Annotated in this window: 17 protein-coding genes and 1 riboswitch; of the genes, 6 read left to right on the top strand and 11 right to left on the bottom strand. The window is 66.1% G+C overall.

Going from position 1 to position 19,528, the window contains the following annotated elements; translation table 11 throughout:
* Positions 1-4: 4 nt before the first annotated feature.
* Entirely contained in the window at positions 5-493 is a 489-nt protein-coding gene (locus tag HUX88_RS19465) for a chemotaxis protein CheW (protein WP_176362829.1), read from the bottom strand.
* Positions 494-619: 126 nt separating this feature from the next.
* On the opposite strand from HUX88_RS19465, the gene HUX88_RS19470 reads away from it, so the two are divergent.
* Both HUX88_RS19470 and arfB read left to right on the top strand, forming a co-directional pair.
* The gene (locus tag HUX88_RS19470) at positions 620-1,693 is read left to right on the top strand and encodes a CaiB/BaiF CoA-transferase family protein (RefSeq protein WP_117013560.1); all 1,074 of its coding nucleotides are present in this window, start codon (positions 620-622) and stop codon (positions 1,691-1,693) included.
* Positions 1,690-2,079, top strand: coding sequence for an alternative ribosome rescue aminoacyl-tRNA hydrolase ArfB (gene arfB, locus HUX88_RS19475; protein WP_161090742.1), 390 nt, complete (start codon positions 1,690-1,692; stop codon positions 2,077-2,079). The genes HUX88_RS19470 and arfB overlap by 4 nt, the downstream gene beginning before the upstream one ends.
* A 3-nt stretch (positions 2,080-2,082) precedes the next feature.
* Here the strand turns inward: arfB and HUX88_RS19480 are convergent, their stop codons facing one another.
* The 3 genes from HUX88_RS19480 to HUX88_RS19490 all read right to left on the bottom strand — a co-directional run bounded on the left by HUX88_RS19480 (position 2,083) and on the right by HUX88_RS19490 (position 6,534).
* Positions 2,083-3,960 (bottom strand): flagellar assembly protein A, encoded by a 1,878-nt coding sequence (locus HUX88_RS19480; RefSeq protein WP_373886816.1) that lies wholly within the window; start codon positions 3,958-3,960, stop codon positions 2,083-2,085.
* 114 nt (positions 3,961-4,074) lie between these two features.
* A complete protein-coding gene (locus tag HUX88_RS19485) occupies positions 4,075-5,988 on the bottom strand; it encodes a flagellar assembly protein A (protein ID WP_229219424.1) in 1,914 nt (637 codons plus the stop codon).
* A gap of 150 nt (positions 5,989-6,138) precedes the next feature.
* A complete protein-coding gene (locus HUX88_RS19490; RefSeq protein WP_229213224.1) occupies positions 6,139-6,534 on the bottom strand; it encodes a hypothetical protein in 396 nt (131 codons plus the stop codon).
* A 172-nt stretch (positions 6,535-6,706) separates the two neighbouring features.
* Here HUX88_RS19490 and ompR point away from each other — a divergent pair, with 172 nt between their 5' ends.
* From ompR to HUX88_RS19505, 3 genes are read left to right on the top strand one after another with little or no spacing between them, the layout of a single operon-like run.
* Positions 6,707-7,474 carry a two-component system response regulator OmpR gene (ompR, locus tag HUX88_RS19495; RefSeq protein ID WP_117013557.1) on the top strand — a complete coding sequence of 256 codons (768 nt, stop codon included), beginning with the start codon at positions 6,707-6,709 and terminating at the stop codon, positions 7,472-7,474.
* Between the two features lie 15 nt (positions 7,475-7,489).
* Positions 7,490-8,851, top strand: coding sequence for an ATP-binding protein (locus HUX88_RS19500; protein ID WP_117013556.1), 1,362 nt, complete (start codon positions 7,490-7,492; stop codon positions 8,849-8,851).
* The gene (locus tag HUX88_RS19505) at positions 8,851-9,564 is read left to right on the top strand and encodes a hypothetical protein (protein WP_176362830.1); all 714 of its coding nucleotides are present in this window, start codon (positions 8,851-8,853) and stop codon (positions 9,562-9,564) included. Before HUX88_RS19500 ends, HUX88_RS19505 begins: the two co-directional genes overlap by 1 nt.
* Here the strand turns inward: HUX88_RS19505 and HUX88_RS19510 are convergent.
* The gene (locus HUX88_RS19510) at positions 9,551-10,060 is read right to left on the bottom strand and encodes an Imm26 family immunity protein (RefSeq protein WP_176362831.1); all 510 of its coding nucleotides are present in this window, start codon (positions 10,058-10,060) and stop codon (positions 9,551-9,553) included. The genes HUX88_RS19505 and HUX88_RS19510 overlap by 14 nt on opposite strands.
* Positions 10,061-10,234: 174 nt before the next feature.
* Positions 10,235-10,333: riboswitch (TPP riboswitch) on the top strand.
* 55 nt (positions 10,334-10,388) lie between these two features.
* Here HUX88_RS19510 and HUX88_RS19515 point away from each other — a divergent pair.
* A complete protein-coding gene (locus tag HUX88_RS19515) occupies positions 10,389-12,524 on the top strand; it encodes a TonB-dependent siderophore receptor (RefSeq protein WP_176362832.1) in 2,136 nt (711 codons plus the stop codon).
* Here HUX88_RS19515 and HUX88_RS19520 read toward each other — a convergent pair.
* The 6 genes from HUX88_RS19520 to HUX88_RS19545 all read right to left on the bottom strand — a co-directional run bounded on the left by HUX88_RS19520 (position 12,521) and on the right by HUX88_RS19545 (position 19,527).
* Entirely contained in the window at positions 12,521-13,246 is a 726-nt protein-coding gene (locus HUX88_RS19520) for a hypothetical protein (protein WP_176362833.1), read from the bottom strand. The genes HUX88_RS19515 and HUX88_RS19520 overlap by 4 nt on opposite strands.
* A complete protein-coding gene (locus HUX88_RS19525) occupies positions 13,243-13,767 on the bottom strand; it encodes an AAA family ATPase (RefSeq protein ID WP_176362834.1) in 525 nt (174 codons plus the stop codon). Before HUX88_RS19525 ends, HUX88_RS19520 begins: the two co-directional genes overlap by 4 nt.
* On the bottom strand, positions 13,764-14,402 hold the full coding sequence (gene pnuC / locus HUX88_RS19530) for a nicotinamide riboside transporter PnuC (RefSeq protein ID WP_373886631.1): 639 nt from the start codon (positions 14,400-14,402) through the stop codon (positions 13,764-13,766). The genes HUX88_RS19525 and pnuC overlap by 4 nt, the downstream gene beginning before the upstream one ends.
* A complete protein-coding gene (locus HUX88_RS19535; RefSeq protein WP_176362835.1) occupies positions 14,402-16,543 on the bottom strand; it encodes a S46 family peptidase in 2,142 nt (713 codons plus the stop codon). The genes pnuC and HUX88_RS19535 overlap by 1 nt, the downstream gene beginning before the upstream one ends.
* A gap of 206 nt (positions 16,544-16,749) precedes the next feature.
* Positions 16,750-17,565 (bottom strand): M91 family zinc metallopeptidase, encoded by an 816-nt coding sequence (locus HUX88_RS19540; protein ID WP_147330417.1) that lies wholly within the window; start codon positions 17,563-17,565, stop codon positions 16,750-16,752.
* A gap of 216 nt (positions 17,566-17,781) precedes the next feature.
* The gene (locus HUX88_RS19545; RefSeq protein ID WP_117013548.1) at positions 17,782-19,527 is read right to left on the bottom strand and encodes a PAS domain S-box protein; all 1,746 of its coding nucleotides are present in this window, start codon (positions 19,525-19,527) and stop codon (positions 17,782-17,784) included.
* Between the last annotated feature and the right edge of the window lies 1 nt (position 19,528).

Here is a 19,528-nt window from a genome sequence, read left to right on the forward strand (position 1 = left end):
AAGCCTACGCGGCCTGGCGGGCGCCCATTGGTACCTTCTGGATCGACATCAGCTTATCGATGTCGACCACGATCAGGCGGCGCCCGTCGGCCTCCCCGATGCCGACCAGGTACTCCACCGCGCTGGCGCCGGGGATGGGCTGGATCTGCCCCAGCGTCAGCTGGACGATATCGGTCACCCCGTCCACCACCATCCCCATCACGCAGGTCGAGAGCTTGAGGATGATCACGTCCGTCAGCGGATCGTGCTCCTGCGGGCGCGGGCCGAAGGCGACGCGCATGTCGACGATCGGCATGATCACGCCGCGCGACACCGCCACCCCGGCCACGATTTCCCCCTCCGATGAAAAGCGCTCCAGCGCCTTCAAGGGCCGCAGCTCCTGGACCTTGCTGAAGTCCAGCGCGTAGTCCAGTCCACCCAGCCGGAAAACCAGATACTGGCCCGGCGCGACGGCGGTATCGGCGCTGGTGGACTGCATTGTCAATGAAGGCATGATGATCCTTTCGTCCGGGACGTGCGGTTACAGGCATGTGCCATCCTACCTTCGGCCCCCGCCGTAGTCGTTGAGCGGCGTCAATATTCGCCGGGTCTGCGGTTGTTCGTTTGCTACAATGAACCCATGACGACAGAACTCCCCCTCAGCGGCATCCGCGTGCTGGACCTCACCCGCCTGCTGCCCGGCCCCGTGGCCACCATGCACCTGGCGGACATGGGCGCGGAAGTGATCAAGATCGAAGACCCCGGTCCCGGCGACTACGCGCGCGCCATGGGACCGGTGCGCAACGAGGTGTCGCAGTTCTTCGTCGCCGTCAACCGCGGCAAGCGGATGATGCGGCTGGACCTGAAGGACGCCGCCCACCGCGAGCAGCTGCTGGCGATGGTGGAGACGGCCGACGTGCTGGTCGAAAGCTTCCGCCCCGGCGTGATGGACAAGCTGGGACTGGGCTGGCAGGTGCTCCGCCAGCGCAATCCCAAGCTGGTGATGTGCGCGATCTCCGGCTACGGCCAGCACGGCCCCTTTGCGCAGCTGGCGGGACACGACATCAACTACATCGGCTACGCCGGCATGCTGGAGCAGAACGCCGGCGCCGACGGCGTGCCCGCCCTGCCCAACCTGCAGGTGGGCGACCTGCTGGGCGGCGCGCAATCGGCGCTGCAGGGCATCCTGGCGGCGCTGGTGGCGGTCAAGATGGGCGGCGCCGGGCGCTTCGTCGATGTCTCGATGACGGCCGCCGTCATGGCCCACAACATCATGCCGCTGGTGGCGGTCAACAACGGCGCGCCCGCCGCGCCGGGGCGCGATCTGCTGACCGGCGGCGTCCCCTGCTACAACGTCTACCGCACCGCCGACGGCCGCCACATGGCGGTCGGCGCGCTGGAGCTCAAGTTCTGGCAGGCCTGCTGCGACGTGCTGCAACGGCCGGACCTGAAGCCGCGCCACTGGCAGCTGGGCCAAGAGGTCGGCGGCGCGGATGCGATGGCGCTCAAGGCCGAACTGGATGCGCTGTTCGCCGCCCGCACGCTGGCGCAATGGACCGAGGCCTTCGCCGCCGCCGACTGCTGCGTCTCGCCGGTGCTGCGCACCGAGGAGGCCTTGCGGCATCCGCTGTTCCGCGACCTGGTCGGCCGCCGCACGCATCCCACCGAGGGCGAATCGTGGTCGGTGGCGCAGCCGGTGAGGTTCGCGCCGTGATCGATCCGAATGAAGTGGAGTTCACCGCCATCCGCGCCCAGGGGCCGGGCGGGCAGAATGTGAACAAGGTGTCGAGCGCGGTGCACCTGCGCTTCGACATCGCCAACTCGTCGCTGCCGGAGCACATCAAGGAGCGCCTGCTGGCCATGCGCGACCAGCGCATCACCAAGGACGGCGTGATCGTGCTGAAGGCGCAGCAGTCGCGCAGCCAGGAGGCCAACAAGGAGGAGGCCTTGCGCCGCCTGCAGGAGCTGGTCGACAGCGTGGCCGTGCTGCCCGCCGTGCGCCGCCCCACCCGGCCCACCCGCAGCTCGCAGCGCAAGCGGCTCGACGGAAAAACCAGGGACGGCGAGCGCAAACAGCTGCGCGGCAAAGTCAGCCTGTAGAAGTCAGCCCGCGGGCCAGTCGGTCTCCGGTGCCCAGGCGATCGGCCCGGCGCTGCCGGCGTAGATGGTGCCCATGCCGGCGGCCGTGGTGCGCACCTTGGCCTTGACCTCCTTGGCCGGCCGGTCGTACGCCGGCGGGCCGTCCGGCACGAAGGTCATGGTCCGCAGCAGCACGTCGCCGGTCAGCTTCTCGACCATGCAGCGCGAGCCGCTCATCACGGCGCGCTTCTGCCGCTGCACCTGGTTCACCTCTTCCTGCGCCTGTTCCTGCTGCACCTGCGCCGCCTTCATCGCCAGCGAAATCTTGGCCACCGCCCGCAGCGACGGCCCCACCGATTCCGCCATCTTGTGGAACAGCGGCTCCTGCTCGGCCGTCAGCACCAGCTCGCGCTTGCGCAGGCGGGTCGCCAGCGTCAGGTAGTTGCGCACCTCGGCCTGGCCGGTGATGGCGTCGATCTCCGCCTTGCGCAGGCTGGCCTCGTGCGCCGCGTGCTGCACCCGTGGCTGCAGCTCGGCGATCTTCTTGTCGAACTTGGAGATGTCCGGCACCAGCGTGTAGAGCAGCATCTCGTTCTGCTTGCGCGGCCCGGCGTTGGCGATCTCGATCCTGCGCGCCGCGATGGCGCAGCCCTCGGCCACCTTGATCACCACTTCGTCCGCCATGATCTCGCAGTTGCTCGCCTCGCCGATCACCACCCGCGTGCCGGAGATGATGCAGCTCTCCGCGCGCGCCAGCGTCACCTCGCCGCGCTTCGTCTGCAGCACCGCGCCGGAGGCGACGCCCTGCACCCGTATGCCGCCGTCGGCGTTGGTGACGGTGCCGCCCATCAGGTTGCGGCTCAGGACAACGTCGCCGCCGCGCGATGTGATGATGCCGAACACGTCGCCGTGGATGGTGATGTTGCCGCCTTCGACCGAGCGCTGCTCCTGCACGTCGCCGAATTCCTCGTACTCGCCGGTCAGCTGCAGGTTGCCGGTGGTGCGCGCGCTGACGCCCTCGCGGCTGATGATCTTCGGCCCGATCGACAGGCGCTTGCTGGACGGGTCCACGCTGAGGAAGCCCTGCACCGCCGACACCAGGAACTCGCCGCCGCGCAGGTTCTCGATCACCGTGCCCTCGCCGGCCACGCTGCTCAATTCGATATCGCGCGGCACCGGCGGCTCCAGCACGATGCCAGACAATTCGTAGCCCCGCACGCCCGGCGTGCGCGGCACCTTGCGCAGCAGCTTGACGTTGGGCTGGACCTGCGGGAAGCGGTTCTGGAAGGCCTGCAGATCGAGCTTGCCGTCCGACTTCTCGCGCGGCGCGTTGCTGCGGTGGAGGTCGCGCGAGACTTCCTCGATGCTGGCGTCGCGGCCCGGCGTGGGGTTGAGCCGGCGCGCGACGATGATGCGCGCCACCCGGCCGCTGGCGATGACCTCGCGCACGGCTGGCGCGTCGATGCCGAAGCGGATGCCCTTGACCCACATGTCGGAGACGAATTCGTCGAAGTTGAGCCGCGCCGGTTGCGCCGGCATGTCCGGGATCTCGAAGAACACCGGCTCGAAATAGTATTCGGCCTCGCCGTTGATGATCTTGACGGACTTGTACAGCGCCCGGCGCGGCGGATGGAACGGCTCGATGCTGTCGGCGATGCGTATCAGCGGCTTGTTGGTCACGTTGGCCGGCAGCTCCGGCCCGCAGTTGTAGAGCAGCTTGACGAACAGCGCGTAGTCGAGGTTGGCGAGGTAGGCGCTGCCGAGGAACACCTGGCTGACCGCCGCCAGGCAGGACACGGTCGTGGCGTCGCCGGCCAAATAGACGCCGTCGGCGCGCTTGACGATCGCTGCCGGCAGCTCGCTCTCCGCGTTTAAATCCAGCGCCGTTGCGTCATCGGACACGGTAATCCCCAGGAAGATGTTCGTCGAAACGCCGCCTGTCCGGACGGCGCTTCTTCACTTTTTAATGTTGAATCCAGCTTAGCATGAACCACGCGCATTGTGCACACGCCATGGCTAGGCGTCCACCGGGCGGTGCCGCGCATTGAGGTGCCAGTCCAGCGAACCGGCGCTGTCGCAGAACAGCACCTCGCCGCTGGGCGAACCGCGCAGGCGTTGCTTGATATCCTTGGCCGGCAGATGCGTCAGCGCGGCGACATCGGCCTGGAACGGCATGGTACGCACCATGGTCTCGCCGCTGACCATGCGCAGGCCGCAGCGCGCGATGCCGGCCGCCTCCACCTTCTGCTCGATCACGCGGGCCAGTTTGTCCTGCAACAGCTTCTGCTGCGTCTGACCGGCCTGCAGGTCGGTGCGCAGCTTGGCGATGGCTTGCAATTCGGTCGCCACCGCGGCGGCGATCTTGCGCAGCAGCAGACCCTGCTCGGCGTTGAGCTGCAGCTCCTGGGCGCGCAGCTTGGCCGCCAGCGCCAGGTAGCGCCGCACGTCCGGCATCGCCGCGATGCGCTCGGCCTCCTGCTGCGCCGCCACGTTGGCCGCCTCGAACCCGGCCACCCGCTGTTCCAGGTCGGCGATCTCCTGGTCGAACTGGCTCACGTCCTTGACCAGCACATACACCACCATCTCGGTGCGGCGGCGCGGCCCGGCGCTGTCGATTTCCACGTTGCGGCCCGCCACCGCGCAGCCCTCGGCCACCTCGATGCGGATCTCGTCGGCGATGATCTCGCAGTTGGAGGCCTCGCCCAAGGTCACGATGGTGCCGGAGATGACGCAGTTCTCGGCCCGGCCGACATGCACCGTGCCTTTGGCGGTATGGATCACCGAGCCGGAGGCGACGCCGGTCACGGTGATGTTCCCGGCCGCGTTGGCAATGCTGCCGCTGACCAGGTTCTGGTCCAGCACCACGGTGCCGCCGCGCGAATGGATGTTGCCGTAGACGTTGCCGTGCACCGTGATGTCGCCGCCGGTGACGTCGCGCTGCTCCTGCACGTCGCCGAACTCCTCGTAGGCGCCGGCCAGCTGCAGGTTGCCGGTGGTGCGCCCGCTGACGCCGTCCGTGCTGACGATTTTATCGGTGATGGAGATGCGGTTGGACTTGGCGTCCACGTTGAGGAAGCCTTCGCGCGTCGACACCAGGTACTCGCCGTCCTCCATCTCCCGGGCCTCGGTGCCGTCGCCGGCGAAGAAGCGCAGCGTCAGGTCCTTGGGCGCGGCGGCCGGCGTCATGCGGCCGCCCAGGTCGAAGCCGGGATGGCCCGGCACCGGCGGCAGCTTCTTGAGCAGCCGCACGTTGGCCTTGATCTGCGGGAAGCGGTTCTGGAAGCTGCCCAGGTCGACGCGGCCGTCGGCCCGAGTCTTGGGCGCGTCGCTGCGGTGCAGGTCGGACGACACCTCAACCACGGTCGCGTCCTGGCCCGGCTCGGGCTCCAGCTCGGTGGCCACGGTGATGCGGTCGGCCTTGGTGGAGGCGATCGCCGCCGCCACGGCCGCCACCTCGATGCCGAACAGGATGCCCTTGTTCCACATCTCGGCCACGAACTCGTCGACGTCCAGGCGGGTCGGGCGCTCCGGGATCACGGTGCCGTCGGGCAGCGTCATCTCGTCCAGGTACAGGGTCTCGAAATAGTATTCGGCGTAGCCGCGCCCCAGCTTGGGGTTCTTGTACAGCGCGATGCGCTCGGGCGCCAGCACGCGCAGCTCGTCGGCGATCCGCGCCCAGCCCGGCTTGCCCGGCGTGCCCACCTCGGGGCCGATGCCGTACAGCGCCTTGTTCAGCACGGGGTAGTTCAGGCCGGCGAAATAGCAGTGGGAATGGAAGACTTCGTTGATGGCGGCGGTCAGCGTCAGCGGCGACAGCGACAGGTCGATATAAATGCCGTCCGGCCGCTTGGCCAACCCGACGGGCAAGCCGGCCCCCGGAGCGTGCAGCTCCTCGCCTGGCGCGACAGGGGCAACCTCTTGAACCACCATCTTCCTCCCAACGGCACGCGGCCGGAAGGCATTGCGTGTAATTAACGAATCTTACACTCAGATCAAGGAAAAGAAAGTGATTTCAGTGGCAAGCGGACTATAACTGTGAACTTATTGCTACAGATCAATGTTAGTTCATTAACATCCGAATCAGTGGCGCGGCGGATTGGCGTAGATGTCCTGTCCGACCTCGTTGATCTGGCGGCGCAGGTCGCGCCGTTCGTCCGGCGTGAGGCGGCCGGCGCGGCGGCTCATTTCCGCGTTGCGGCCGGCATCCTGCATGGCGCGGCGCTGCTCCTCTGCGCGCGCCTCGTAGCTGCGCGGATCGATCTGGCGGGGTTCGGCCTGCTGGCGCACTTCCTGGCGCACCTGCTGGGCTTCGCGGGCCGGCAGGCCGCGCGGATCCTCGCGCCGTGGACCGTCGCGCTCGCCGGAACCGTCGTGCGCCATGGCGGCCGCGCCGCTCAGCAGCAGAACACCCAGGAGGGATCGAACGCAAAAAGTTGCGCTTGCTGCCGCGTAGTTTTTTTTGTGATCGATGCCCATTGGCGTTCCTAAAAAGCTGAATCCATGCCCAGAGTGTATGATGCTTTACCTGAGGGGGTAAGACGAATTGGGTAAAGTTTGTAACACTTTGTAATGGGTTGTCACAGACGTTTTCGCAATGCGATTATGACGTTACCATAGCAACATGAATATGACAAATTTGGCAGGCCCCATGACTAGCACAACGACTGAATCCGGCAACACCTCCGCCAACCAGCATGGCCACCAGGCCAAGATCATGGTGGTGGACGACGACGTGCGTCTGCGCGACCTGCTGCGGCGCTACCTGACCGAGCAGGGCTTCAACGTCTTCACCGCCGAGAGCGCGACCGCCATGAACAAGCTGTGGCTGCGCGAGCGCTACGACCTGCTGGTGCTGGACCTGATGCTGCCCGGCGAGGACGGCCTGTCGATCTGCCGCCGCCTGCGCGGCGCCGGCGACCAGACGCCGATCATCATGCTCACCGCGAAAGGCGAGGACGTCGACCGCATCGTCGGCCTGGAAATGGGCGCCGACGACTACCTGCCCAAGCCCTTCAACCCGCGCGAGCTGGTGGCCCGCATCGGCGCCGTGCTGCGCCGCCGCGGCCCGGACGAGATCCCCGGCGCGCCGTCGGAAACCCCGCAATCGTTCGAGTTCGGCCAGTTCATCCTGGACCTGGGCACCCGCACGCTGAAGAAAAACGGCGATACCGTGCCGCTGACCACCGGCGAATTTTCGGTACTGAAAGTATTCGCTCGCCACGCGCGCCAGCCGCTGTCGCGCGAGAAGCTGATGGAGCTGGCGCGCGGCCGCGAATACGAGGTGTTCGACCGCAGCCTGGACGTGCAGATCTCGCGCCTGCGCAAGCTGATCGAGCCCGATCCATCGAGCCCGCTGTACATCCAGACCGTCTGGGGCCTGGGCTATGTGTTCATACCGGAGGGGCAGCCGCGCTAAGGCGCGGACGCGCGCATGAAGTTGAAGTTTCCGTTCGCATTCCGCATCGCCAGCCTCAAGAGCGGCCTGTTCTGGCGCACCTTCTTCCTGCTGGGCGCGCTCACCACGACCAGCATGACGGCCTGGGTCGGCATGATCAGCGTGGTGCAGCACGAGCCGCAGGTGCAGCAGATTTCGTCGCAGGTGATCTCGGTGGTCACCATCACCCACGCCGCCCTGACCCACTCAGCGCCCGAGCTGCGGCGCGAGCTGCTGTTCGACCTGGTGTCCAACGAGGGCATCCGCGTGTTCACGCTGGAGGACGACGACAAGGTCGATCCGCCGCCCGACAACGCCCTCATGCCCGACATCCAGAAACTGGTCAAGGCCAAGCTGGGCGAGGACACCCGCTTCTCGGCGCGCGTGAACGGCGTGGCCGGCTTCTGGGTCAGCTTCAAGATCGACGACGACGCCTACTGGCTGATGCTCGAGCGCGAACGCATCCGCGGCCTGACCGGCATCCAGTGGCTGGGCTGGGCCAGCGTGGTGTCGGTGGTGTCGCTGCTGGGCGCGGCCTTCATCTCCAGCCTGATCAACCTGCCGCTGCGCCGCCTGACGCAGGCCACCCGCGCCTTCGCCCAGGGCAAGCGCCCGGACCCACTGCCGGAAAAGGGGCCGATGGAGATCATGGTGGCCAACCGCAGCTTCAACCAGATGGTCGACCAGCTGCAGCAGGTGGAGTCCGACCGCGCCGTGATCCTGGCCGGCATCTCGCACGACCTGCGCACGCCGCTGGCGCGCATGCAGCTGGAGGTGGAGATGGCCAACCTGTCGAACGAGGCGCGCGAGGGCATCCAGTCCGACATCGCGCAGATGGACGACATCATCGGCCAGTTCCTCGACTACGCCAAGCCGACCGAGGTGTCGAGCTTCATCAACGTCGACGTCAGCGAACTGCTGAGCGAGACCGCGCACGAGGCCGAGCGCCTGCCGGACGTACGCATCCACACCGACATCGCGCCCAACGCGCACGTGATGGGCAACGCCACCGACATCAAGCGCGTCATCAACAACCTGATCGAGAACGCCCGCCGCTACGGCAAGACGCCCGGCGGCGAGCTGACCGAGATCGACATCAAGTGCAGCATCAAGGGCATGCACACCTCGCGCCGCGTGCTGATCGAGGTGCAGGACCACGGCAGCGGCGTGCCGCCCGAACAGATCGAGCAACTGCTCAAGCCCTTCACCCGGCTCGACGCCGCGCGCGGCCAGGCCAACGGCGCCGGCCTGGGCCTGGCCATCGTCGACCGCGTGATGCAGCGCCACGGCGCCGAACTGCAGGTGCGCAACCGCGAAGGCGGCGGCCTGCAGATCCAGATCGTGATGAAGGCGGCTTGATGCGGGCGCTGTCGATTGCATTGCTGCTGATGGCGGCAGGCCAGGCCACGGCCGCCAAGCCGCGCGTTGCGCCGCCGCCCGCGCCGCCGCGCATCGAACAGCGCCAACCCACCGGCGAGGAGCGCGCCAGCTTCGACGACTACTACCGCCAAAAGATGCTGGCCGAATCCAAGGGCGCGCCCGTGGTGCAGCCGCTGTTCGCGCCCGAGTTCGACATCGAGCGCCAGCACGGCAAGCCGTGGCAGGTGATCGCCCGCGTCGATTCGGCGCCGCGCCATTCGGCGGTCGACCTGTGCCGGCAGATACGCTCCAGTTTCATCTACGACGCCAGGGCGCCCAGGGATGCGCGCTGGAGCGAATCGGCGCAGCCGCCCAGCTGGCATGTGTGGCTGGCGCAGCCCAAAACCGTCTGCACCGCCGCCCCGCACACGGTGCTGATGGACCAGGCGCTGCCGCCGGAGGACGTGGTGGCGCTGCTGCGCCAGTATCCCGAACTGCTAAGCCGCGCGCGCCTGCTCCTGGCCGGCAACTCGCGCTGCATCCGCCAGCGCGCCCTGCCCTTCACGCTGCGCGCGATCGAACCGGCGCCGCCGGCGGCCGGCGCGCCCGTGATGTTCAACCTGGTGTTTGAGAGCGACCGCGACACCACCGCCCGCGTCGCCGTGCGCAAGCACCGGGGCGAGTACGCGGCCTGGAACGTCAACTGCGACTAGCGCTACTGCCGCTGCCGCGGTTGATCGGGTGGTCGGCCGGCTCCAGCAGGCGGGTCAGCAACAGCTCGGTGGAGCCGTAGCCGTACAGCGAATCGGCCTCCAGCCCCTCGGTATCGTAGGGGACGGATTCCTCGCGCTCCGAACGGCTCGGGTCCGCGTCCGAATACGTGACGCGCCAGGCGCGCTTGAGCGAATCGGCGCGGCGCAAAAACTGCGGCATCGGCCACAGCGCCGGGTTCCAGTCGGCCACCTCGCCCAGCACGCGCCAGTGGCCGCTGGCCAGCGCCATGTCGCCCACCCGCAGCACCTTGACCGCGTCCTGCGGCTGCAAGGTGTTGAGCTCCTCCTGCGACGGCAGGCGCGTGAGCTTGGGGCCGAACAGATACGCCAGCATGATCTTGCTGCCCGGCGACAGGCGCGCCACCAGCCCCCAGCCGTAGCCACCGTCCAGCAACGGAATCGCAAACCAGCTCCCCTCTTGATACGACTGCCTCATCCCTACCCTTTCGCTTGCACGATGCAGCACGGTGTCGCCAAAATGCACGGACATCATGGCGCCTCCGTAAAAGCTGTGACTGCTTCGTTGGCGCCCTGCGGCGCAAACCGCCAGTGTAAAGGCGCGGCGCGGAACACGGCGCACGGCACCGCGTCCCGCGCCTGTGCTACACTACCGCCTCGCTAGGGGTCCTGGAGCTTTGCTGCCGGGTGAGAGATACCCTTCGTACCTGATCTGGATAATGCCAGCGAAGGAAAGCGCAAAGCAGTTTCCCCTCCTTTGATGGCTCTCCCCGCGGCTCCCAGCCGAGAACAAGAGAGAGCACACCATGTACAAACCAAGTTTCGCAGTGTCGGCCATCGCGCTGGCGCTGCTCCAGGCCTTCCCGGCCGCCGCCGCCGACACCTCCGCCGACGAACAGGCCCTGCCCGAAGTGGTGATCACCGGCGCCAGGGCGCAGGCCAGCCGCGCCTCCGTGGCCGGCTTCGCCAACACGCCGCTGCTGGAGACCCCGGCCTCGGTCAGCGTGATGACGTCGCTGCAGATGCTGGACCGCCAGGTCCGCTCCACCACCGACGCCGCCAAATTCGACGCCAGCCTGAGCGACGCCTACAACGCGGTCGGCTACTCGGAGCAGTTCTCCATCCGCGGCTTCAAGCTGGACAACGCCTCCAGCTACCGCAAGGACGGCATGTCCGTCTCGGCCGACGCCCAGATCCCGCTGGAGAACAAGGAGCGCCTGGAAGTGCTGAAGGGCCTGTCCGGCCTGCAGGCGGGCGTGTCGGCGCCGGGCGGCGTGGTCAACTACGTCACCAAGCGCCCGACCGAAACCGCGCTGCGCACCGTGGTGCTGGAAGAGCGCGAACGCGGCACGCTGTACGGCGCCGCCGACCTGGGCGGACGCTTTGAAGACCCGCGCTTCGGCTACCGCGTCAACGTCGCCGCCGAGCGCCTGCGCTCCTACATCAAGGGCGCCGACGGCAACCGCAAGTTCGTCTCGGCCGCCTTCGACTGGAAGATCTCGCCGCAGGCGCTGCTGCAGGTGGACGCCGACTACCAGAAGAAGTCGCAGGTGACCGCGCCCGGCTTCCAGCTGCTGAACAACGCGACGCTGCCGAGCGTCCCGGCCGACACCATGTTGAACAACCAGCCGTGGAGCCGTCCGGTGGAAACCACCAGCAGCAATCTCGGCGCGCGCTTCGAGTACCTGTTCACGCCCGACTGGAGCGCCACCGTCAGCGCCAACCAGCACCAGTTCAAGCGCGACGACTACACCGCCTTCCCTTACGGCTGCACCGCGCAGCTGCTGTACCCTGGCTTCTGCGGCAACGGCGACTACGATGTCTACGACTACATCAGCCTGGGCGAGAAGAAATCGCCGCTGACGGTGCAGGCGCTGGTGCAGGGCAAGTTCAGCACCGGCGCGATCAAGCACGACTTCACCGGCGGCGCCTCGCTGTTCCGCAACAGCGAGAAATGGGGCGACTACCTGTACGTGCAGGCCGGCGCCGACGGCACCGCGTTCAGCAACATCTACCACCCGATCATGGTGGCGCCGGCAGCCGGCACCAGCGGCCCGGTCTCCGAACGCCGCCGCGACAACGAACGCGCCCTGTTCGCGCAGGACATCCTGAGCCTCACCGAGCAGCTCAAGCTGCACGCCGGCGCGCGCTACGTGCAGGTCAAGCGCGACGAAATCAGCGACGCCACGCTGCCGGCCGCCCACACCGACGTCGGCTTCTGGCTGCCGAACGTGGCGCTGGTGTACAGCCTGCGTTCCAATGTGTCGGTGTACAGCTCCTACGCGCAGGGCCTGGAGCACGGCGGCATCGCGCCTATCCAGACCACCAACCAGGGACTGGCACTGGCGCCGGGCAAATCGAAGCAGGTCGAAGTGGGCGTCAAGGCCGACATCCATCCCGACCTGAGCGCCAGCGTCGCGCTGTTCGAGATCCGCAAGGGCCTGGAATACACCGACGCGCACAACACCTACGTGCGCAACGGCCGCGCGCAGAACCGCGGCCTGGAGATGTCCCTGAACGGCCGCGCATCGCGCGACCTGATGGTGGGCGTCTCGGCCACCGCGCTCAACACGCGCCAGCGCGACACCGGCCTGGCGGACATGGACGGCAAGCGCGTCACCGACGTCGCCGCCTTCAAGTCGACCGTGTACGCCGACTACGCCGTGCCGCAGGTGGCAGGCTTGTCGGTCAACGCCAACTGGATCTACTCGGGCAAGAAGGCGTTCGACAAGGAGAACCAGGTGTTCGTGCCGAGCTACCATGTGCTCAACCTGGGCGGCGCCTATGACACCCGCATCGGCGGCGTCCACACCACGCTGCGCGCCGGCATCGACAACGCCTTCGACAAGTTCTACTGGCGCGACGTCACGCCGGAGCTGGGCGGCTACCTGATGCCGGGCGCCACCCGCACCTTGCGCGTGTCGGCCCAGTTCGACCTTTAAAAGACCAGCTGCACGCGCATCGAAAAACTCTTCGCCGCGCGTGCCGAATTCCTGCCGATCAGGTAAGCGAATTCGTACTTGATCTCCTGCCGGCCGATATCGCGGTGTCCGAACACCGCCGGCCCGGCGCGGTGCGACTGCTGCTTGTACGGCAGCCAGTCGTTCCACTTCCCCACCTCGCCAAACGCCTGCACACCCGGTTGCAGCCACGGCTTCCAGTGATGCTTCACTTGCAGCTGGTAAGTCAGCTCCATCGGATGCTCACCGCCGCCCGGCGCCACGCGGTAGTCGCGCTGGAAGAACAGATTGGCGTTGAACTGCGTGCGGCCGACTTCCGTCTGCAGCACAGGCCCCCATTCCAGCGCGTAGCCGCCGGCGTTGTCGCGCGCCTTCTCCACCTTGGTGTGCAGCGCCAGGTCGAAGTCGTACTGGCCTTGCGTCAGCAGGTAATCGTTCTGCCACGCCGTCTCCTGCCAGTGGCCGGCGCCGCCGTTCAGCTTGACCCACTTGGCGTACACCTCGGTGTACCAGCGCGACGTGACGCAGTAGCCGATGCCGATTTCCGGCGCCGCCACGGTGCGGCCGTTGTAATGGGCGTTCCAGTATTTGTAGTCGAGGGATGCCTGGCCCTCCACATCGTAGGTGGAGACCAGGTAGTAGCCGGTGTCGGCCAGCGCCAGCGGGGACACGCACATCAGGATCGCCGCCAGCCGCTGCTTCATGATAGATGCCGCTCCACTTGGGATAATCGTTCGCCGGGATCGCCCGACACCAGCAGATAGGGTATCCCACGCGCCGCCAGCTCGTCCAGCAGCAAGCGGTTGACGATCACGCTGACCTCCTCGGACTCGCGCTGCAAGCCGTCGGCGATCCACGGAATATCCAGCGCCGTCACCAGCGTGATCGCGTAATCCCGCTGGTGGCTGGCCGCCAGCGCGGCCAGCGGGTCGTCGATGCCGCCGAAATAATGGCGGCCGTAGACCACCGTCATCAGCGGCGCCGTGTCGCAAAAAAGATACCGATTGGCGCGCGGCGCGGCCGCGTCCTCGCGGTCGCGCTGCGTTTCGGCGATGTGGAACTGGTCGGCCGCCACCGGTATCCTGGCCTCGGTGTCGACGAATTCGCGCAGGTACTCGGGCACCCACAGCGTCTGATAGCGCTCGGCCAGCGCCGCCGCCAGCGTCGATTTGCCGGACGACGCGGCGCCCAGTATCGCCACCCGCAGCGGCGCGGCCGTGTTCATTCCAGCGCCATGCGGCCGCTGGCGCCGTCGCTGCTCCAGGCGCGCAGGCCGATCACCGCCATGCCGACGAACACCGCGTACAGCACGGCCGTCAGCACCAGGTGCTTGTGCAGGTACAGCGCCACGTACAGCACGTCGACGATGATCCACACATGCCAGTTCTCGACCTTCTTACGCGACAGCAGCAGCTGCCCGACCAGGCTGCCGGCGGTCAGGAAGCCGTCGGAGTTGGGCACGTCGGTATCGGTATAGGACTTGAGGAACCACGCCAGCAGCGCGAAGCCGGCCAGCCACGCGGCGGCGGCCAGCCAGCGGGCGCGCGCGTCCAGCGTGGACACGGGCAGCCGCTCGTGGCTGTCGTCGCCGTGCAGCCACTGGTGCCAGCCGAAGAACGACACGGCGATGAACACCAGTTGCAGCGCCATGTCGCCATACAGCCGCGAACCGAAGAACACCAGCCCGTAGGTGGCCGACGAGATGATGGCGAACAGCCAGCCCCAATGGCTCTGGCGGATGTTCAGCCACACCGTCGCCACCGACAAAATGAACGACACCAGTTCCAGCGGGGACGTGGCCACGCCTGCCAGATGCCACGGCATGTTCAGGTACCCCAACAGAACCGACAGCTCGTTCATTATTTTTTCTTGGCCGGATACTTGATGGTCAGCTCCTTGAGCACGTTATCGGCGTGGTCCACTTCGGCCATCACCCACAGCATGTAGCGGATATCCATGTGGATCGCGCGGGTGATCGCAGTATCGAAGTACCAGTCCTTGGTGATGGACTCGTAGGTCGAATCGAAGTTCAAGCCGATCAACTCGCCGTTCTTGTTCATCACCGCCGAGCCGGAATTGCCGCCGGTGGTGTCGGCGCTGGTCAGGAAGTCGACCGGCACCGTGCCCAGGATCGGATCCATGAACTGGCCGTAGCGCTTGGCCTTGATCGCATCAAGCAGCTTTTGCGGCGCGTTGAACGGATCCTTGCCGGTGTTCTTCTCGACGATGCCCTCGATCGTGGTGAACGGGCCCTTGGTGATGCCGTCCTTCGGCGAGTATGGCGACACGGTGCCGTAGGTCACGCGCAGCGTCGAATTGGCGTCCGGGTAGACCGGCTTGCCCTGCGACTTCTTCCACGCGATCACGGTCTGCATGTATTGCGGGATCACGCGTTCCAGGTTGCCGTCCAGTTCCTTGCGGCGCTCCTTCAGCGACTGCGTCACGTCGTCCAGCTTGACCGCCAGTTGCAGGAAGGCGTCGTTCGACGCGGCGATGGCGGCGGCGTCCTTGTCCAGCCACGCCAGGCGCTTGGCCGTGTCGCCCAGCTCCGACTTGGTGTACAACGCCGGCACGGCGCCGACGGCCGGCAGCAGCGCGTCCATGCCGTTGACGTGCATGGACTTCGGCAGCTTGGCGTAGCGCTGCAGGGCGGCGACAAAGCGCGCCTGGTCCACGCTGCCCACATACGATTGCTCCAGGCGGTTCAGGCGGGCCTTGATGAAGGTCAGGTCGCGCTGCTGGTAGCCCGATTCACGCTCCGCGTCCGGCTTGGCGCCTTCGCGCGCCAGGCGGTACAGGGTGCCCGCGCTCTTCAGCAGGTCGCTGGTGGTGGCGACGCCGTAGCCGAACTCCTCGTCGCTCAGCGCCAGGTCGGCGGCGATCACCGCATCCAGTTCGCCCAGCAGGGTTTTCGACATGCCAGGCTGCCTGGCGTACCAGGCGCGGAACTCCGCATCCTGCACGTCCTTGATGGCCGCGATGTCCTTGCGCGCAAAGCCGTCCAGCAGGCCCTGGGTTTTCTTCATCACGTTGTTCATGCTCTTGTCGACGCTGGCGTAACGCACGGCGGCGGCGGGATTGCCCTTGGTGGCGGCGGCGATCACGTCCAGGTCGGCCTGGAGCTCGGCCACCTTGGCCGGATATACCGAGTCGCGCGCGGCGCGGATTTCCGACGGCAGCTTGTAGCGGCTGGTGCGGCCGGGGTAGCCGGCCAACAGCACCGGATCGCCGTTTTTCAGGCCGGCGGCGGAGACCACCAGGAAGTCCTTCGAGTGGTAAGGCACGTTGTCCGGCGACGGATCGGCCGGACGGCCGTCCTTGCCCACGTAGGCGCGCAGGAAGGAATAGTCGCCGCCCTGGCGTGGCCATTCGTAGTTGTCGATATCGCCGCCGAAGTTACCGATCATGTCGGCCGGCGCGTACACCAGGCGCACGTCGCGTATCATCATCTGGCGGATGCGGTAGTACTCAAGGCCGCGATGGAAGGCCGGCACCGAGCAGCGGTAGATCTTGTCGCTCTCGCATTCGGCGATCAGCGCCTTGATCGATTTTTCCACGGCGTCGTGACGCTGCTTGCCGCTCATGGTGTCGCTCACGCCCTTAAGCACGCGGTCGGTGACGTTTTCCACCTTGTCGGTCACGTAGACCAGCGTGTTCGGGCCGCCCGGCAGCTCTTCGGCGCGGGTCTTGGCCAAGTAGCCGTCGACGATGTAGTTATGCTCTGGCGTGGCGTTGCGCTGGATCGCGCCGTAGGCGCAGTGGTGATTGGTCACCACCAGGCCGGCGTCCGAAACGAACGACGCCGAGCAGCCGCCCAGCGACACGATGGCGCTCATCGGATGCTTGGACAGGTCGGACAGTTTTTCGGCGGGGATGGTGATGCCGATGCGCTTCAATTCGGATTTCAGCTGCGGCAGCTGATACGGCTGCCATTGACCTTCGTCGGCCTGCGCCGCTGCGGCGCCGATCAGGGCCACCGGAAGTACTAGATATTTTAACAAGATATACACCCCAGTTTGAGTTCTGGCGGCAGTATATTCCTTCTGCGGATAGCTGAAAATGCTTTTGTAGTGGCCGGGCCTTGCCCCGAGGGCGCATCGAATCAGCGCGTCGTCCTCGCGGAAGCGGGACCACATAGGCCGAAACTTGCCCGGCGCCGCGTGGGTAGCACGTATTTCGCACGCATTTGTTAATCGATAGTTCAGATTCAATATTGAAGACGAAGCGGCAAACTGGCGTCCGCGCGTATAGCATTTTCGGTAATTGATTTAAACGAAAATTGACCTAGTCCGACTGTCTCCAATTCTTCCACCTCGACCATTTTGTTCTGGTATGCCATCGTTTTGTCTTTCGGCTTACGGGTGCCATGAAAGCGATGAACGGCATGAATCAGCTCATGAGCCAAAACGATCCAGGATGGCGAGCCGTCTTTGTAACGTCTAATCGTGGGATCGTAATCAACCCTGACTTTGGTACTGCGGTCCGAATACAGGCCCATCCCAATAGTTACGTCTTCTGCATCAGCATAACAATGCCCTTCACTATAAATCGGTTCCAAAGCGGCCGTTTCCCGCGCTTTTTGCGTTACCGCGCTGAGCATCTTCAATCTTTCTTCTGAAAGGACGATGCTCGCGCCGCTGGCCTCCGCTTTCGAATCCGAAATGTTGGAACCAAGTGGGGCGGTACTGGATGTGCCAATACTGGCTACAGTAGAAGAAGACGACGAAGATGAAGAAGAAGTCGTGGAGGTGGGCTGCGGTGGTCTAACACATATCGCGGCTCTATTTATTCTTGCGATTTTATTTCCCGCATTTCTCTGTTCACCGATCGTAATTTCCCTTCCTAGCTTTACCTGTGCAGCTATCATTTCAAGAAGTAATTTTCCGGTCCGATTCCGCTCTATCTCCTTTAAATCCACCAATACGAGCGCATAAAATCCACTGAGAACAGGAACATCATTCATGCCTTCATCGTATTCCGTACCGACCTCTATTCCAATGCCGTAATCCGCCAGAATCCGCATAGTCAAGCCCCAATATATCGAAGATGTTAGTGTTTTCGATTGAAAAATAAGTTTTGAGATCGAACCTCCGAATGACTAAATCCATGGGCTGATGCACAGCGGTTGCTGGCCGAACCGAACCAGGGAAAATTCAGCATAACAGCTTGTATGAGTACAAAATCCTCACATTGTCACGGCATCCACGTCCGCCATCTGGTGCGGCGCCCGCAACGGCACTCAGGCCGGGAACGCGAAGTCCATCGTCAGCATGCAGCCGCGCCCCGGCGCATATTGGCCGATATCGAAGCGCCCGCCCAGCGATTCCACGCGCTGCGCCATGCCGATCAAGCCGAAGGATTCGCTCTTGGCCCGGTGCTGCGGCGGGATGCCGACGCCGTTGTCGCCGACGCTGAAGCGCAGCCGCCCGTCGCGCCGCTCCAGCCGCACGTCGACGCGGGTGGCGCTGGCGTGGCGCCGCACATTGCTCAGCGCCTCCTGCAGGCTGCGGAACAACACGATCTGCATGGCCGGCGCGATCGCGGCGCACACCGCGTCGTCCGGCAGCGCCAGCGTGCAATCGAGACCGCTGCGTTTGCGGAACTCGCCCACCTGCCACTCCAGCGCCGCCTGCAGGCCCAGGTCCAGCACCGCCGGCCGCAGCTCGTTCATGATGCCGCGCACGCTGCTGATGGTGGTGTCCACATTCTCCAGCACCGCGTCCACGCGCCGGTGCAGGCGCGCATGGCGCTCGCTGGTGCGCGCCGCCAGCATGGAGATGTCGATGCGCAGCGCCATCAGGTTCTGTCCCAGCTCGTCGTGGATGTCGCGGGCGATGCGGGTGCGTTCGCTCTCCTTGACCGTCTCCAGGTGTTCCGCCAGCTTGCGCAGCTGCTCGCGCGATTCGTGCAGCGCGGCCTCGGTGCGCTTGCGCTCCACCACTTCCAGCATCAGCAAGCGATTGGCCTCGGTCAGTTCGGCGGTGCGCTCGGCCACCCGCGCATCGAGCTCGCGCGACAGTTTGAGCAGCGCGGCCTCGGCCTGCTGGCGCGCCGTGACATCGGAGAACACGCCGATGTAATGGCTGATGGTGCCATCGTCGTCGCGCACCACCGTCAGCGACATCGAGGCCACGAAAGGCGTTCCTTCGCGCCGCCGGTTGTACACCTCGCCCTGCCAGCGGCCGTAGCTGCGCAGGCAGCGCATCGCCTCGGCGTGGTAGCCGGCCGGATGGGCGCCGGGGCGACCCAGGAAGCGCGGATTGCGGCCCAGCGCCTCCTCCACCGCGTAGCCGGTCAGCTTGGTGAAGGCGGGATTGACGAAGACGATGTTCTGCGCGGCGTCGCACACCAGCACCGCCTCGTCGATGCTGTCGAGGACCTGGAAGGCGCGCCGGCGCGCATCCTCGCGCACGTCCTCGGTGCCGATATCGGTCAGGATCATGCGGCAGGTGCGGGCCACCGGGTCCATATTGGCCTCGATCCGCACCTGGCGCAGCCCCGGCGACGCCGGGCGCGTGCGCCGGTCGAACAGCGGCACCTCCAGCACCGCGCGCCCGCCGCTGGCGAGCAGCTCGTGCAGGAAGGCGCGCAGCGTGGCCTGCGCCTGCGGCGCCACGAACTGCTCGAAGCCGCGCCCCGGCAAGTCGTCCAGCGCGCGCGCCAGCAGCACGGCGGCGGCCTGGTTGGCGCGGGTGATGCGGCCGTCCGCGTCCAGCGACAGGTAGCCGGCCGGCGCCTGGTCGTACAACTCGGCGTAGCTGTCGCGCCCCGCCTCGGCCTGGTCGCGCTCCACCTGCAGCTCGGCCAGCGCCATGTTCTGCATATCGAGCTCGATCTGGCTGACCTGCAGCTCGTGCCACTGCTTGAGCTCATCGATGCCCGCGCCGGCCGCCGGTGGCCGCACATTGGGCAGCGCCCGCACCGTCAACTCCGCTATCTGGCGCAACTGCACTGGATCGAGTTCGGGACGCTGGCGCTTTTTCATG

The sequence above is a fragment of the Duganella sp. BJB1802 genome, assembly GCF_013369445.1.
Classification (GTDB): domain Bacteria; phylum Pseudomonadota; class Gammaproteobacteria; order Burkholderiales; family Burkholderiaceae_D; genus Rugamonas; species Rugamonas vulcania_A.